The organism is Thioclava sp. F34-6 (genome assembly GCF_002213235.1).
In the GTDB taxonomy this organism is placed as follows: domain Bacteria; phylum Pseudomonadota; class Alphaproteobacteria; order Rhodobacterales; family Rhodobacteraceae; genus Thioclava; species Thioclava nitratireducens.
Genome location: NZ_NBOA01000001.1, coordinates 494,490 through 509,974, shown reverse-complemented (window position 1 = coordinate 509,974; position 15,485 = coordinate 494,490). Strand labels below are relative to the sequence as shown.

The following is a 15,485-nucleotide window of genomic DNA, read 5'->3' as shown; positions in this document are numbered from 1 at the left end:
TTTTTGCCGATTTCTTTATAGTTTGGCCCCGAAAATATGGACAGTGAATGGTAAGGGGCCGATGCGTAGGACGATCGGAATTCTCGGGCTTGCGGCGATCGCCGCGGCAACGGTGATGACGGGCCCGATGAGCGCCCAGGCAGAGGGGCTGAGGCTCCAGGGTAACTCTTCGAAATCGCGTGCGATGCTGTTCCGAAACCAGACCAACATCCTCGACACGCGCGCAGCCCAGCAATACGAACATTCCTCGCGGCTGCGACCCGGCGGCAAGCTGACCCAGACCGCCAGTGCCGAGAGCGTTCCACGCTACAACGGCAAGTATCGCGGCCAGTATATCAACACCGCGAAATCGGTGGCCTCGCGCCACGGCATTCCGACCGACCTGTTTCTGCGGCTCGTGCAGCAGGAGAGCGGCTGGAACCCGCAGGCGCGCTCGCACAAGGGGGCGATGGGGCTGGCACAGCTGATGCCCGCGACCGCCGCGAAACTGGGCGTGAACCCGCGCGATCCGGCGCAGAACCTCGAGGGCGGCGCGCGCTACCTGAAGATGATGTATGATCGCTTCGGAAGCTGGCGGCTGGCGCTCGCGGCCTATAACGCAGGGCCGGAGGCGGTCGCGAAACATAACGGCATTCCGCCGTATCGCGAGACTCGCAACTATGTGCGTGTGATCCTCGGCGGTTGATCCGTTATGCGCCCGAAATCATGAAAAGCCCCGCAAGATCAGATATCTGCGGGGCTTTCTTTATGTTTTGCGTTAAGGAAGCAGTCTAAGCGGGAGATTTTACGGAATGATCCGGGTATACTTGGTGCCCGCGAGCGTCGCGCCCGCCATCAGACCTGCCTGGCCGAAGACCAGCGCGATGATCGGCGCGGTCGAGGTCAGCGTGGAGGCCGAAATCGCGCCGCCCTGATCCGGCACCGCGTAGCGTGCATCCGCGCCCAGTTGCCAGCCATCGCCGCGGCGGAAGCTGGACAGCGCCTCGGGCGTCATGAAGAACAGGGCATGAGCATATTGCTGCGCGCCGATCTGCAGACCGAAACTCGCCGCTGCCGCCGCGTAGTAATCGACCGTCACGTTGTTGATCCGCAGTGCGCCGCGCCCGAAAGCCCCACCTACGCCGAAGCCCGCCTCGGTCATCAGCGGCATCCAGAGCACGCCCACCGATTTGTTCTCGAGATCGCGCGTGCCGGGATATTTCGTCAGAAGGTAGTTCCGGGTGGCGTCGACCCGCGCGTCCAGCTTGGCACTGCCTGCGCTGCCCACGCCGTTGCCGCAGGCCGCAAGGCCGAGCCCGGCACCGCCCATCGCCAGAAGGGTCCGTCTGGAAAGTTTCGTCATGTCTGTCGCTCCGCTCGATATGCCCGATCTCGCGTCGGGCTGATTGGTCTTATTACGACCGCTTGGCACAATTAATAGACGAGGGAACCCGCTTTGTCACTTCTTCTTGAGCCAATTCACGCCGAAGTGGCAAGACCCTGCTCAGCCGTTACCGAGCAGTTTCGCGGCCTCCGGCGCGAAGTAGGTAAGCACGCCATCGCAGCCCGCGCGGCGGAAGCTCATCAGACTTTCGAGCATGACCTTCTCGTGGTCGAGCCACCCGTTCTTAACCGCCGCCATGATCATCGCGTATTCGCCGGACACCTGATAGGCATAGGTCGGTACGCCGAACTGCTCTTTCACGCGGTGGCAGATGTCGAGATAGGGCATCCCCGGCTTCACCATGACCATGTCTGCGCCCTCCGACAGATCGCGCGCGACCAGCCGGATCGCCTCGTCGGAATTACCGGGGTTCATCTGATAGGTTTTCTTGTCGCCCTTGAGCGCACCGGTGGCGCCGACCGCGTCGCGGAATGGTCCATAGAAGCCGGAGGCATATTTCGCGGCATAGCTGAGGATCGTCACGTCCGAATGACCCGCGCCTTCGAGCGCCGAGCGCAGCGCCGTGATCCGCCCGTCCATCATGTCCGAAGGCCCGAGGATATCGGCCCCGGCTTCGGCCTGCGCGATCCCCATTTTTACAAGACATTCAACGGTTTCATCGTTGAGGATAACCCCGTCGCGCACCAGCCCGTCATGGCCGTTCGCATTGTAGGGGTCGAGCGCGATATCGGTCATGATCGCGATCTCGGGCACCTCGGCCTTGATCGCGCGGATCACCCCGTTGGTGATGTTCTCGGGGTTCCAGGCCTCTTCGCAGGTCTCGGTCTTCACTGCCGGATCGGTATAGGGAAAGAGGCAGATCGCCGGGATGCCAAGCTTTGCGGCCTCTTCGGCGGCGCGCACCGCACCCTCCAGCGTGCGGCGCACGACGCCCGGCATCGAGGGCACCTCGACATCCGCGCCGGGCACGTCGGTGATGAAGATCGGCCAGATCATGTCCTTCACGCTCAACCGGTGTTCCTGTGCCAGATCGCGAAGCGCTGCAGTGCGGCGCATCCGGCGCAAACGGGTGTGGGGGAAGGGCGGAAGGATCGGATTCATCGGCTGGCTCCTCTGGCTCGGGCAAAATGGGTGCCACGGATCGATGTAACAGGCAAGCGCGGCAGATCCGCGCGGGCTTCCGCTCGGGGCTGGGCTGGTCTATGCATCGTCAGGAGGGGGCGCGACACGACGACCCGGAAGAACGAGGGCGAGGGGCTTGGAAGTTTTCGACACGATCGCGCGGCTGATCGACCTGCGCAGCTTTTCCAACCTGTGGTATTGGATCGCCTTGGCCGCAGTCTGGTCTTCGGCCTCGCATTGGGTGTTGGGCGTGCCGTGGGACATGGTGATCCGCGCGCGCCGCAAGGGCGGCGACGCGGGTCAGGATCTGGCCGCGATGACGGCGCTGAGCGCACGGCGGCTGAACCGCATCCGGCGCGATGCCGGGTTCTCGATGTCGATCACCATCCCCTTCATGTTGAGCTTTCTCATCATCACCGGGTTCATCTACGGCTCGGAGACGGCGCAGGCTTTCGCTCTGCTGCTGGTGCCGATGATGGCCGTGTTCGGCTTGAGCCTGCGACTGGCGCATAAACTCGATGCAGAGCCCACGCTTGCGCATGACCCGGCGATTGCGATCAAGGCACTCTCGCGCCACCGGGTGAACGTGCAGGCGATCGGCGTGGTCGCGATCATCGTGAGCGCGCTCTGGGGAATGTATCAGAACCTTCTCGCCTCGATGCTGGTTTAACGCGCGAAGCAACTTGACACCGGAGACAGGCCGGATACCTCGCTTGGCTATGGAGCATTTTCTTCTCTCGGGCGCCCCGGAAGGGTTCGACGCCGCCTTGCTGGCCAAGGAACTTGCCAAGGGCAAGTCGGTCATCCATGTCGCGCGCGACGATCGCCGTCTGGCGGCCATGCGCGGGGCGCTTGCGTTCTTTGCGCCCGAGGCGACGGTGCTGGACTTCCCGGCGTGGGATTGTCTGCCCTATGACCGGGTCTCGCCCAATGCCGATATCTCCGCCACGCGGATGGCGACGTTGGCCGCGCTGGCTTCGGGGATGCCCGGGCCGTTCGTTCTGTTGACGACGCTTTCGGCTGCCATGCAGCGCGTGCCCGCGCGCGAGGTTCTGGCGGGCGCGAGCTTCACCGCGCAGGTCGGCAAGCGGATCGACGAGCAGGCGTTGCGCGAATTCCTCGTCCGGATGGGCTTCTCGCAGGCCTCGACCGTGTCCGAGCCCGGCGATTACGCGATCCGCGGCGGCATCATCGACATCTTCCCGCCCGGCGAGGGCGGTCCGGTGCGGCTCGATCTGTTCGGCGATGTGCTGGACGATGCGCGCGGATTCGATCCGGTGACCCAGCGTACGACCGAGAAGCTGAAAGGCGTGGAGCTGGCACCGGTCTCCGAGGTCATCCTCGACGAGGCGGCGATCACCCGTTTCCGGCAGAATTACCGGATCGAATTCGGCTCGGGCGGTGCGGAAGACCCGCTTTACGAGGCGGTTTCGGCAGGGCGCAAACAGGCGGGGATGGAGCATTGGTTGGGCTTCTTCCATGAAAAGCTCGAGACCATTTTCGACTATCTGCCCGATGCGTCGGTGATGCTCGACGACCAGATCGCGGCGCAGCAGGAAAGCCGTTGGGACGGCATCGCGGATCAGTATGACACGCGGCGCGAAGCGATGACCCGGCGCGACCGGCTGGACTCCGTCTACAAACCCGCGCCGCCGCAGCTTTTGTATTTGAACCCAGAGAGTTGGGAAGCGGTGTTGAAACCGCTTCGCGTGCTGCGCCTGCAGGTGATCCCGGCACCGCCCGGTCCCGGCATCCTCAATGCGGGCGGGCGCGTCGGGCGCAATTTCGCGCCCGAGCGCAAGGTGGAAAACGTCAGCCTGTTCAGCGCGTTGAAAGACCATGTTCAAGCGCGTCTGGCCGATGGTCCCGTGGTGATCGCCTCGTGGTCCGAGGGGGCACGTGAGCGCCTGAAAGGCCTGATGGAAGACGAGGGCGTGATCGGCGCGAAGCTGATCGGATCGGCGCGCGAGATCGGGCAGGGGGTGAACCTCACGGTCTGGCCGCTCGACGAAGGGTTCGAAGCCCCGCGCGATGGCAGCGAGATGACCGTGATCTCGGAGCAGGACGTGCTGGGCGAACGGCTCGTCTCGAAGCCGCGGCGCAAGCGCAAGGCCGAGAACTTCCTGACCGAACACACGACGCTGTCGCCCGGCGATCTGGTCGTCCATGTCGATCACGGGGTGGGCCGTTACAAAGGGCTGGAGACAGTCACGGCCCTTGGCGCGCCGCATGAATGCGTGCTCTTGGAATATGCGGGCGGGGATCGCCTTTATCTGCCAGTCGAGAATATCGAACTGCTCAGCCGTTACGGCCATGAGGAAGGCTTGCTCGACAAGCTCGGCGGGGGCGCGTGGCAGGCCAAGAAGGCCAAGCTGAAAGAGCGCATCCGCCAGATCGCCGACAAGCTGATGCGGATCGCGGCAGAGCGTCACCTGCGCCACGCGCCCATTCTGGAAGCGCCGCATCACGAGTGGGAAAGCTTCGCCGCGCGCTTCCCCTATACCGAGACCGACGATCAGATGAGCGCGATCGAGGATGTGGTGGACGATCTGAAATCGGGCACGCCGATGGATCGTCTCGTCGTGGGCGATGTGGGCTTCGGCAAGACCGAAGTCGCGATGCGCGCGGCCTTCGTCGCCGCGCAATCGGGCATGCAGGTCGCGGTGATCGCGCCGACGACGCTGCTTGCGCGCCAGCATTACAAGACCTTCGCCGAACGCTTCCGGGGCACCGCGCTGAATGTGAAACCGCTCAGCCGCTTCGTCTCCGCCAAGGAGGCTACGAAGACCCGCGAGGGGCTGCGCGACGGCACGGTCGATATCGTGATCGGCACCCATGCGGTTCTGGCGAAATCGGTGAAATTCGCCAATCTCGGCCTGCTGGTCATCGACGAGGAGCAGCATTTCGGCGTGCAGCACAAAGAGCGCCTGAAAGAGATGCGCTCGGAAATCCACGTGCTCACGCTGACCGCGACGCCGATCCCGCGCACGCTGCAACTTTCATTGACCGGGGTGCGGGACCTGTCGATCATCGGTACGCCGCCCGTCGACCGCCTTGCGATCCGTACCTATGTCTCAGAATTCGACACGGTCACCGTGCGCGAGGCGCTGCTGCGCGAGCATTACCGGGGCGGGCAGAGCTTCTATGTCGTGCCGCGAATTTCCGATCTTCCCGAAATCGAGGAATTTCTGCAAACCCACGTGCCGGAGGTGAAATATCTCGTGGCGCATGGGCAGATGGCCGCGGGCGAGTTGGACGACCGGATGAACGCCTTCTACGACGGCAAATACGACGTTCTGCTGGCGACGACGATTGTCGAAAGTGGCCTCGACATCCCGACCGCGAACACGATGGTAATTCATCGCGCCGACATGTTCGGCCTCAGCCAGCTTTACCAGATCCGGGGCCGGGTAGGCCGCGCGAAGACACGGGCCTATTGCTACCTGACGACGAAGCCGCGCATGCCGCTGACGCCACAAGCGCAGAAACGGCTGCGTCTGCTGGGTTCGCTCGACAGTCTCGGGGCGGGGTTCAACCTTGCGAGCCAGGACTTGGACCTGCGCGGCGCGGGCAACCTGCTGGGCGAGGAACAGTCGGGCCATATCCGCGAGGTGGGTTACGAGCTCTATCAGTCGATGCTGGAAGAGACGATCTCGAAGCTGAAATCGGGCGAATTGACCGAGACGGCGGATGGCGACTGGTCGCCGCAGATCAATCTCGGCGTGCCGGTGATGATCCCCGACAGCTACATCCCCGATCTCGACGTGCGCCTCGGTCTCTATCGTCGCCTGTCGAGCCTGACCACCAAGGTCGAGCTGGAAGGGTTCGCCGCCGAGCTGATCGACCGCTTTGGCGAGCTGCCGAAAGAGGTCAACACGCTGTTGCTGGTCGTCCGGATCAAGGCAATGTGCAAGCGCGCGATGATCGCCAAGCTCGATGCCGGGCCGAAGGGCGCGACCGTCCAGTTCCACAATGACAAGTTCCCCAACCCGCAGGGGCTCGTGGAATTCCTGACCGCACAGCGCGATCTGGCCAAGGTGAAGGACAACAAGCTGGTCATTCGCCGCGACTGGAAGAACGACAAGGACAAGATCAAGGGCGCCTTCGCGATCGCCCGCGACCTGGCCGAGAAGGTTATCGAGGCGAAGAAGACGAAGGCCTGAGCGGCTCCGCGCGGAACATCACCTGTCCGCGCGGCAGCATCCGGTCGTCGCGGATAAGGCGCCAGCCAGCCGCCTCCGCCATCGCGTAGAGCGCGGCTTCCGAAAGGTGATAGGGCGCGCGGGTCGCGTGGGTGACGACGCCGTCGTTCTGTCGGTGGATCGTGGCGCCTTCGGGGGCTAGGAATACCGTAAGCAGCAGGCACTCCAGTTGAGCAAAGCGCCGCAAGCCGTTGAAGCAATGTGCAATCGCGTCGCCTTCCAGATGCGGAAAGACACCGAAAGCGATGGCATGGGTGACCGTGTCGGTCACGACAGCAAAACCGAAATCCGCGTCTTCGACCAGCTGCATAGGATCGAGCCGGTCGCGCGCCTCCAACTCCGCCGCATAGCCCGCAAGCATCAGTGCGCGCGAGGCATCCGTCGCCCAGTAATGGCCGGGCTCCAGATAGGGCACCGCCTTGCAGCCAAGCCGCAACGCCCCCGCACCGATATCGAGAAGGACATGATCGGGCCGCAGCCCGTGATCCAGAAGCGCGGCCATCTGCGCGCGGCCCGTCTCGTCCCAGCGGCCGCCCACGATGTCGCGGTGGCGTCCCTTGGCGAGCGCCTCATCATAGAACCCGGGGCGGGTATAGGGCGACGACATCGGTGAGGCTCCGTGACAAGGGCGATGCGCGCATATGTAGCTTTTGCACCTGCGCGTAAAGCCCCGTCAGCCGGTTTCCTGCGTCTTGCGGATCAGCCACCAGGCGAGGCTCGAGCAGGTCAGCGTCGCGATCACCATCGGCAGCGCAGTGCCGTTGAAGGACAGGCCCACCGGGGCTGCGATAATCACCGCGCCGACGGTCGAAATCGCCGACACGATGGACGCCGCCATGCCCGCGATATGGCCCATATGTTCCAGCGCCAGCGCGTTGAGATTGCCGAAGGTCAGGCCCGCCATCGCGAAGACCGAGACGGAGTAGATGAAGATGAACGGGAAGCCCGCCGCGCCGTCAGTGAACCCGAGCAGCACCAGCACCAGCATCACCGCCGAGATCGCCACCTGGGAGATATAGGTCCCCTTGACGATCTTGCGCATCCCCAGCCGCATCACGTAGCGCGCGTTGAAGATCGTGGCCGAGCCCGCGAGCAGCGCGCCGATCGCGAACCACATCGGGAAGGTGTCGGTGACGCCATGCGCCGCGTAAAGCTGCTGCGCGGTGGACAGCAGGCCGAACATCTGCCCGAAGCCCAGCGTCATCGTCACGATATAGAGACGCACATCCGAATGGGTGATCACCTCCAGCGCCGCGGCGCGCAGCTTGGATACGCTCAGCGGACGGCGATCCTCGGGGGCGAGCGTTTCGGGTTGGCGGATCATCAGCCAGCTCACGCCGACGCAGCCGAAGACCATGAAGGCCCAGAATACGCCGCGCCAGCCCGCGAGAGCGATCACCAGTTGGCCGACCGAGGGGGCGACGGCCGGCACGAGGATGAAGATCATCATGATGAACGAGGTGATCTTCGCCATCTCGCGCCCGGCGAAGAGGTCGCGCACCAGCGCCATCACCGTGATCCGCGGACCCGATGCGCCGATCCCTTGCAGCACCCGCGCCGCCAGCAGCGCTTCGAGGCTTTGCGCATGGGCGGCGACGAAGGCTCCGACCATGTAGATCGCAATCCCCCCCGCGATGGTCTTGCGCCGCCCCAGCGCATCCGAGATCGGCCCGGCGAACAGCGTGCCCACGCCCATGCCCAGCACGAAGGCGGTCAGCACCAGCTGCGCACGGTTGACCGCGTCGGGGCTCAACTCTGCCGCGATCTGCGGCAGTGCCGGCAGCATCGCGTCGATCGAGAAGGCGACCGTCGCGATCAAGGAGGCGAGCATGACCGTCAGTTCGGGCAGCGAAAGGGGCGTGCGCGCCCGGGGCGCGTCAGAGATGTGGGACATTCTGGGGGACTTTCCGAGAGTCGGATCTATTCGAAACGCGAGCATAGGGAGCTGCGCCGATTTGGCCAGAGGGCCGGGCGCGCAGCCCCCTGTGCGCTCACGCGATAGTGACGGCGGCTGCGACGCCGGACAACTCGGTCAGTGCTGGGTCGCGTCGGACGGTGTGCCGGACAGCTCGTCGATGACCTGCAGCCACAGCTCGGTCGGTTGCGCGCCGCTCACCAGATGAGCATTTGCGACAACGACCGAGGGCACCGCGTTGATCCCACGCTCGCGCGCATGTTGTTCCTTGGCGACGATCGTGTCGATATCGGCATCCGAAGCCAGAAGCCGCTCCACCAGTCGCCGGTCCATCCGCGCCGCCTCGGCCACTTCACACAGCACGGTCGAGTCGCCGATATTGCGCCCGTCGCTCCAATGTGCGGCCAGCAGCCCCTCCATCGCCTCTTCCTGCCGCTCTTCCAGCCCCGCCCAATAGAGCAGGCGATGCGCGTTGCGGGTGTTCGGCTGATGGGTGACGCGCTCGGGGTGGAAATCGTAGCCCTCGGCCTCCGCGATCTCGAGCAGCTGCACATGCATCTTCGCCGCCCCGTCCTGACCGAACTTCGCCTGCAGGTAATCGGCGCGCGCCATCCCCTCGGGCGGCATGGTCGGGTTCAGCTCGAAGGGCTGCCACGCACGCTGGAACGGGTGGTCGGGGCGTTGGGCGAGCGCCCGGTCGAGCCGCGCCTTGCCGATGAAGCACCACGGGCAAACGGGATCGGCGAAAATATCGAGCGTGATCATGAGGTGACCTCCTGTTGCAGCATGGTGCGGATTTCCGAGCGCAGCACCTTGCCGTTGCGGTTGCGGGGCAGGGCGGCGATATGGGCGTAAAGGCGCGGCTGCTTGTAACGCGCAAGCCGGGCCTCGGCATGGGCGCGCAGCGTCTCTTCCCCGGCGTCGCCGGTATAGGCCAGTGCGATGACGCTTGCATCGGCTTTCACCGCGATTTCGACCGCGGCCACGTCGCCCGCGCCGGGGCAGTCATGCATGATCTCTTCGACCTCGATCGGCGAGACCCGGAAGCCGCCCGCATTCATCATATCATAGCCGCGTCCGAGATAGGTGATCGCACCATCTTCGCCCATCGAGACCGTGTCGCCGGTGACGAACCACGGGCCGATCCGGCGCGCCGCAGTCTCTTCGGGCGCGTTCCAATAGCCCAGATAGAGCCCCGGATCGCTTTCATGGATCGCCAGCTGCCCCGACTCGCCGCGCGGCACCGGTTGCCCGTCTTCGTCCAGCACGGCGACATGACGGCCCGCCTGCGGATAGCCGCAGGTGCCGGGCGGTGCGGGATGGTCCGGATTGCCCGAGATGAAGGTAGAGCATTCGGACATGCCGAGCGCCTCATAGACCCGGGTGCCCGTCGCCGCGATCCAGGCCGCGCGCGTGGGCTCCGGCAGCGCCTCGCCCGCGCTCAGCCCATGGCGTAGCTTCGGCAGCGATAGCGCCTCATGATGTTTCAGGATTTGCCGGTAGACTCCGGGAGCGGCGGCGAAGATCGTCGCGTCGAAGCGCTTGAGCAGCAGGGGCAGGCTGCGCGGCTCCACGCCGTCCGCCGGGATCAGCGCGGTGGCGCCCAGCGTCCACGGGTCCATCAGCCCGGTGCCGAGCGTATAGGTCCAGTTGAAGGCGCCTGCATGCATCAGACGGTCGTCGGGCCCCATGCCATACCAGCCGCGATACATCATCTGCCGCGCCCAGATCGCGCGATGCGCATGCATCACGGCGCGCGCCGAGCCGCCCGTGCCGGAGGTGAAGATCATATAGGCGAGGCGGTTCGGATCGCCCATTGCGTAGTCGCAGGGGGCGGCGTCCTCGGCCTTGCGCAGAATATCGGCGGGGATTGCGCGCGCCGGATGATCGGGCAGGGCTATCCCATCGCCCGCCACGACAGCCGCCGGATCGAGATCGCCCGCCAGTTTGGTAATCTCCGCCTCGGTCAGCTGCGCCGATGTCGGCACCGGCACCAGCCCGGCTGCGATGGCGCCAAGAAAAGCGATGGGAAATTCCGGACCGTTGCCCAGCCGCAGCATCACGCGATCTCCGGGTGTCAGCCCCGCGTCGAGCAACAGCGTTCCCGCACCGCGCACCGCCGCGGTCAGCCGCCCATAGGACCAGCGCTGCGCGCCCGAAGGCTTCACGATCTGCATCGCCAGCTTGTCCGGGGTCGCCGCGCCTGCCGCCAGAACATGCGCGGCCATGTTGAAGGCGCTCGGCGGGGCGGGGATCGGGTCTGTGCGGTAAACGGAATCCATGCCGCCTAGCTAGGACGCGGCGCGCGCCCGAGCAAGCCCGAACGCGCGACCTTCACTCTGACTTCGCCTTGGCGAAATTATCTTGGGGTGGAACGAGCTGCCTTCCAGTGGAAGGACGCCCCGCCGAACGCCCGGAGCGCAAACGAAGGGCCACGACGCAGCGGAGGCAGAGCCCCCTGCAACTTTAGCCATGTGCGACCGTGCGCGGGAGCAAAGCGCCCATGTGGAGCAAAGCGCCCATGTGACGTGAAGTTTGCGCGCCTATGCGCGGGCTAAGCTTACTCGTCCTCTTCCTCGTCGTCGCCGAAGCGCGCGTCGTCGTCATATTCGTCCTCGCCTTCGGGGACGTATTTCGAGGAGGCCGCGATCGAGTGACCGTCATGAGTCGGGTCCATGATCACGTCGGAGGGCAATTCGCCTCGCATCCAGTCGCGAATTTCGTCGCGCGCGTCGGCGGGCTCCTGTTCGGTCAGCTCGGCGATATAGCGGATGAAGGCTTTCTGATCGCCGTCGATTTCGTCAAGCTCGGCCTCGTCGGCATCCGGCCACCGATCCACGATAGCCTCGTAAAATGCCGCCCAGTTTTCCTCGATATGGTGCCATTTCATCGCTTTTGATCCTTTTCTTCACGGCTCGTGTCGCGGGTGACCCTCATACTGAGAAAGGGACGCGCGCGGGGCTTTGCAAGGCACAAGGCCGAGATAGCTCGCGCGGTTCCATATCGCGTTGAATTCCGGGAGTTACCTGAACCAGCCCTGCACCGAACGGGCACCGCCCGAGATGTCGTCGCCCACACCGGCCACCGTGTTGCAGCCCGCCATTGCCGCAGCGATCGCTGCCAGAAGGATGAGTTTCTTCATTGTCCTGCCTCTTCGTACCACCAGACATCGGGCTCGAAGCCCGGCCATGCCCCGTATAGCGGGGTCTTCTCAGGGTAGTGAAGCTGCTTGATATGGGCGATCCGGTCAACCGGTGCGTACCAGATCGGAATGACATAGCGGCCCGCAGTCAACACCCGGTCGAGCGCACGGGTCGCGGCGACGAAATCCTCGTGGCTTTTCGCATCGAGCATGGCCTTCACCATCGCCTCGGCGGCTGGGGAATTCATGCCCATCCAGTTGCGCGAGCCGGGCTCGTTCACGCCTTTCGAGCCCCAGTAGAGGTTCTGCTCGTTGCCGGGCGACAGTGACAGAGCGCGCCAGTACCACGCCATGTCGAAATCATAGGAATTGGTGCGCTGTGTGTATTGCGCATCGTCGATCACGGTCACTTTCGGGAAGATACCCAGCTTCTTGAGCGCCTCGGTGTAGATGTCGACGATGCTTTGCGTCTCGGCCGCGCCCTGTTGCAGCACGATCTCGAAGGTGAAGGGCTTGCCGTCCTTCTTGAGCACACCATCGCTGTCGACCTGCCAGCCGGCCTCTTCCAGAAGCTTCGCGGCGGCGCGCATGTTCTTGCGGTTGCGCACGCCACCATCCGAGGTCGGCAGCGTATAGCCGTCGATCGTGCCGGGCGGGAGCTGATCGGCGAAGGGCTCCAGCAGGGCCTTCACCTTGCCCGCGGCGGCGCCGTGCTCCATCCCCAGCTCGGAATTCGAGAAGTAGGACGAGATCCGCGGCTCCGCGCCGCCATTGATGGTCTTGTTGATGAATTCGAAGTTGAACGCGTCGATCATCGCCTGACGCACCCGCCAATCCGCGAAAACCGGGTTGCGGGTGTTCATCACCAGCCCCTTGATCCCCGAGGGACGCCCGTTCGGAATCTCGGATTTGATCACGTCGCCCGATTGCACCGCCGGGAAGTCGTAATTCCGGCCCCAGTCGGCCGCGTTCCATTCGGTGTAGCTGTCGGTCTCGCCGCCCTTGAAGGCTTCGAACACGACGCCGCCATCGCCGAAATAATCATAGCGGATCGTGTCGAAATTGTTCCGGCCCTTGTTGAAGCCCAGATCCTTCCCCCAGTAATCGGGGTTGCGTTTCAGCTCGATATATTTGCCCGGATCGACGCGGCCCACGACGTAGGGGCCGGAGCCGATCGGAGCCATATTCGTGGTGGAGGCGAAGTCGTGCCCCTCCCATTGCGACTTCTCGAGAACCGGGCGCATCCCCATGATGAGCGCCATTTCGCGGTCCTTCACCTCGGGTTTGAAGGTGATGCGGACCTTGCGATCGCCGGTCTTCTCGATCTTTTCGACCTTCGACCAGGCGTTCTGATAGCGCGGATGGCCTTCGGTCCCGAGCGTCTTGTAGGACCAGATGACATCCTCGACCGTCACCGGGTTGCCGTCCGAGAACTTGGCCTCGGGGCGCAGGGTGAACTCGACCCAAGTGCGGTCCGGGTCGGTCTCGACCGATTCGGCGAGAAGCCCGTAGAGCGTGAAAGGCTCGTCCATCGAGCGGCCCATCAGCGATTCGGCGACATAGCGGCTGATTCCTTCCGCCGGTCTCCCGTTCAGGATCCACGGGTTGAGCGAATCGAACATGCCGGCCACGCCAAATCTGATCTCGCCGCCCTTTGGGGCATCGGGATTGGCGTAGGGCAGATGGGTAAAGCCGGCGGGAAGTGCAGGCTCGCCGTACATTGCAATCGCAGGTTGTGGCTCCGCGGCAGCGATCCCTGTAAATACAGGGGCGAGCCCGAAAAGAGCCCCGCCGAGTAAATGGAAAAACACCGATCTCGTCATGTTAACAATCCCTGCCTTGCCTGCATTTATTGGCGCCAAGCTAGCGAGAGGTTTGAAACTGCGCAAACTTTTCCCTTGGAGAGCGGCGCAGGATTGCTTATAAGGGATGCACTGCTCGATAGGTTTCTTGCCTGTATGAAACCTGCCTCATGACTTGACGCCCGCCCTAGCGCGGGCGTCTTTTTTTACCTCATTACCCAAGAAAACAAGGCCCTCACCGCGATCTCACGCGGTATTGCGCTTGCAGCATGGCGTTCGCACGCGCGGCGCGGCATGATCCCGGCGAATCCGTCACTTACGTCACCGAAGGAGAGAACATGTCGCTTCAGGGAAAAACCGCCGTCATTACCGGGTCGAATTCCGGGATCGGTCTCGGGGTCGCGCGCGAACTCGCGCGCGCGGGCGCCGATATTGTCATCAACTCCTTCACCGACCGCGACGAGGATCATAAGCTCGCCGCCGATATCGCATCGGAATTCGGTGTCACCGCGCGCTACATCAAGGCCGATCTCTCGAAAGGTGCCGAAGCGCGCGCCCTGATCGAGCAGGCGGGCAAATGCGATATTCTCGTGAACAATGCTGGTATCCAGCACGTCTCGCCGATCGAGGAATTCCCGGTCGAGAAATGGGACGCGATCATTGCGATCATGCTGACCTCGGCCTTCCACACCACCGCCGTCGCGCTGCCGATGATGCGCAAGGCGGGTTGGGGCAGGGTCGTCAACATCGCCTCCGCGCACGGTCTGACCGCGTCGCCCTATAAATCGGCCTATGTCTCGGCCAAGCACGGCGTCGTGGGCCTTACCAAGGTCACCGCGCTCGAGACCGCGAAGGAAGACATCACCGTCAACGCGATCTGCCCGGGCTATGTGAAGACCCCGCTCGTCGAGGCGCAGATCCCCGACACGGCGAAGGAATACAACATGACCGAGGAAGAGGTGATCGAGAAGGTCATCCTCGCGCGCCAGCCTTCGAAGGAATTCGCGACGGTCGAGCAGATCGGCGGCACCGCCGTGTTCCTGTGCTCGGACGCGGCGGCGCAGATCACCGGGACCACGATCTCGGTCGATGGCGGCTGGACCGCGCTGTAACTTGAAAGACTGGCGGAGCGGTTTCGCTCCGCCTCTTCAATAGGGGCGCGACGAGAACGTACGCTCATGCGCCTGACGATGCGCGATCACAGCCTCCAGCCGGTTCTTCACCCCGTATTTCTGCATGATGTTGGTCATGTAGAACTTCACCGTCTTCTCGCTGATCGCGAGGCGCTTGGCGATTTCGCGGTTTGTCTTGCCGCGCTCCAACTCGCGCAGCACCTGCATCTCGCGGTGGGTCAGGCTCTCGCTCTCGGATTTTTCCTGCCCCGAAAGCGCCGCCTGCAGCAGCGCCGCCGCGAAGCTCGGCGAAACGAATGTGCCGCCGTGCAGGATCGCGTCGATTGCCGCCTGGAGTTCCGAGACGCCGACCCCTTTGAGAATGTAGCCCTTCGCCCCCGCGCTCATCGCTTCGATCGCGGTGGCGGGCTCGTCGCAGGCGGTCAGCAGGATGCATTGCATGGACGGGTCGTGATCGATGATCTTGCGAAGCGCGTTCAACCCGCCGCCGGGCATGCTGAGATCGAGGATCATCACGTCGGGCCGTCGCGCCCGGGCAAGCTCGATCGCGTCGATGGCGGAACTGCCTTGATCGAGCACGTCGATATCGAGCGCGTCCTGCAGCACGGCGCACAGCCCCTGCCGGAAAATTGGATGGTCGTCTACAATACAAGCCGTCGTCGGCACAAAATCGGACATCGAAATACCCCTTGAACGATCCCGCGACCGCGTTCCCCAACGCGTGAAGGCCAAGCCATCCGGACTGTCGCGAAATCCGTCTTCCCCCCGGACGTCCAGAATGAAGA

The 15,485-nt window shown here is 64.0% G+C and carries 13 protein-coding genes; 4 read left to right on the top strand and 9 right to left on the bottom strand.

The annotated features are described in order from the left end of the window. The first annotated feature begins 61 nt into the window (after window positions 1-61). Window positions 62-685, top strand: a complete 624-nt coding sequence (locus tag B6V72_RS02275; protein WP_075774777.1) for a lytic transglycosylase domain-containing protein — start codon at window positions 62-64, stop codon at window positions 683-685. Window positions 686-784: 99 nt separating this feature from the next. Here the strand turns inward: B6V72_RS02275 and B6V72_RS02270 are convergent, their stop codons facing one another. After that, the gene (locus B6V72_RS02270) at window positions 785-1,342 is read right to left on the bottom strand and encodes a YSC84-related protein (protein WP_075774778.1); all 558 of its coding nucleotides are present in this window, start codon (window positions 1,340-1,342) and stop codon (window positions 785-787) included. Between the two features lie 141 nt (window positions 1,343-1,483). Then, complete coding sequence (gene hemB, locus B6V72_RS02265; RefSeq protein ID WP_088734454.1) at window positions 1,484-2,485, bottom strand: porphobilinogen synthase; 1,002 nt, start codon at window positions 2,483-2,485, stop codon at window positions 1,484-1,486. A 157-nt stretch (window positions 2,486-2,642) separates the two neighbouring features. Between hemB and B6V72_RS02260 the strand changes: the two genes are divergently transcribed. Then, on the top strand, window positions 2,643-3,176 hold the full coding sequence (locus B6V72_RS02260) for a hypothetical protein (RefSeq protein ID WP_075774780.1): 534 nt from the start codon (window positions 2,643-2,645) through the stop codon (window positions 3,174-3,176). A 49-nt stretch (window positions 3,177-3,225) separates the two neighbouring features. Continuing rightward, window positions 3,226-6,669: a transcription-repair coupling factor gene (mfd, locus tag B6V72_RS02255; protein WP_088734452.1), complete on the top strand. Its 3,444-nt coding sequence runs from the start codon at window positions 3,226-3,228 to the stop codon at window positions 6,667-6,669. On the opposite strand, the gene B6V72_RS02250 is transcribed toward mfd, so the two are convergent. From B6V72_RS02250 to B6V72_RS02225, 6 genes are all read right to left on the bottom strand, one after another. Then, window positions 6,641-7,315 (bottom strand): class I SAM-dependent methyltransferase, encoded by a 675-nt coding sequence (locus tag B6V72_RS02250; RefSeq protein WP_088734450.1) that lies wholly within the window; start codon window positions 7,313-7,315, stop codon window positions 6,641-6,643. The genes mfd and B6V72_RS02250 overlap by 29 nt on opposite strands. Before the next feature lie 66 nt (window positions 7,316-7,381). After that, window positions 7,382-8,602 (bottom strand): multidrug effflux MFS transporter, encoded by a 1,221-nt coding sequence (locus tag B6V72_RS02245; protein WP_240496892.1) that lies wholly within the window; start codon window positions 8,600-8,602, stop codon window positions 7,382-7,384. A 138-nt stretch (window positions 8,603-8,740) separates the two neighbouring features. Further along, complete coding sequence (locus tag B6V72_RS02240; RefSeq protein WP_088734448.1) at window positions 8,741-9,388, bottom strand: DsbA family oxidoreductase; 648 nt, start codon at window positions 9,386-9,388, stop codon at window positions 8,741-8,743. Further along, the gene (locus B6V72_RS02235; RefSeq protein WP_088734446.1) at window positions 9,385-10,905 is read right to left on the bottom strand and encodes a class I adenylate-forming enzyme family protein; all 1,521 of its coding nucleotides are present in this window, start codon (window positions 10,903-10,905) and stop codon (window positions 9,385-9,387) included. Before B6V72_RS02235 ends, B6V72_RS02240 begins: the two co-directional genes overlap by 4 nt. Window positions 10,906-11,183: 278 nt before the next feature. Further along, window positions 11,184-11,513, bottom strand: a complete 330-nt coding sequence (locus B6V72_RS02230) for a hypothetical protein (RefSeq protein WP_075774785.1) — start codon at window positions 11,511-11,513, stop codon at window positions 11,184-11,186. Between the two features lie 248 nt (window positions 11,514-11,761). Further along, a complete protein-coding gene (locus B6V72_RS02225; protein ID WP_088734444.1) occupies window positions 11,762-13,588 on the bottom strand; it encodes an extracellular solute-binding protein in 1,827 nt (608 codons plus the stop codon). 317 nt (window positions 13,589-13,905) lie between these two features. On the opposite strand from B6V72_RS02225, the gene B6V72_RS02220 reads away from it, so the two are divergent. After that, window positions 13,906-14,679 (top strand): 3-hydroxybutyrate dehydrogenase, encoded by a 774-nt coding sequence (locus B6V72_RS02220; protein WP_075774787.1) that lies wholly within the window; start codon window positions 13,906-13,908, stop codon window positions 14,677-14,679. Window positions 14,680-14,715: 36 nt separating this feature from the next. Here the strand turns inward: B6V72_RS02220 and B6V72_RS02215 are convergent, their stop codons facing one another. Then, window positions 14,716-15,378: a response regulator transcription factor gene (locus B6V72_RS02215; protein ID WP_088734442.1), complete on the bottom strand. Its 663-nt coding sequence runs from the start codon at window positions 15,376-15,378 to the stop codon at window positions 14,716-14,718. Between the last annotated feature and the right edge of the window lie 107 nt (window positions 15,379-15,485).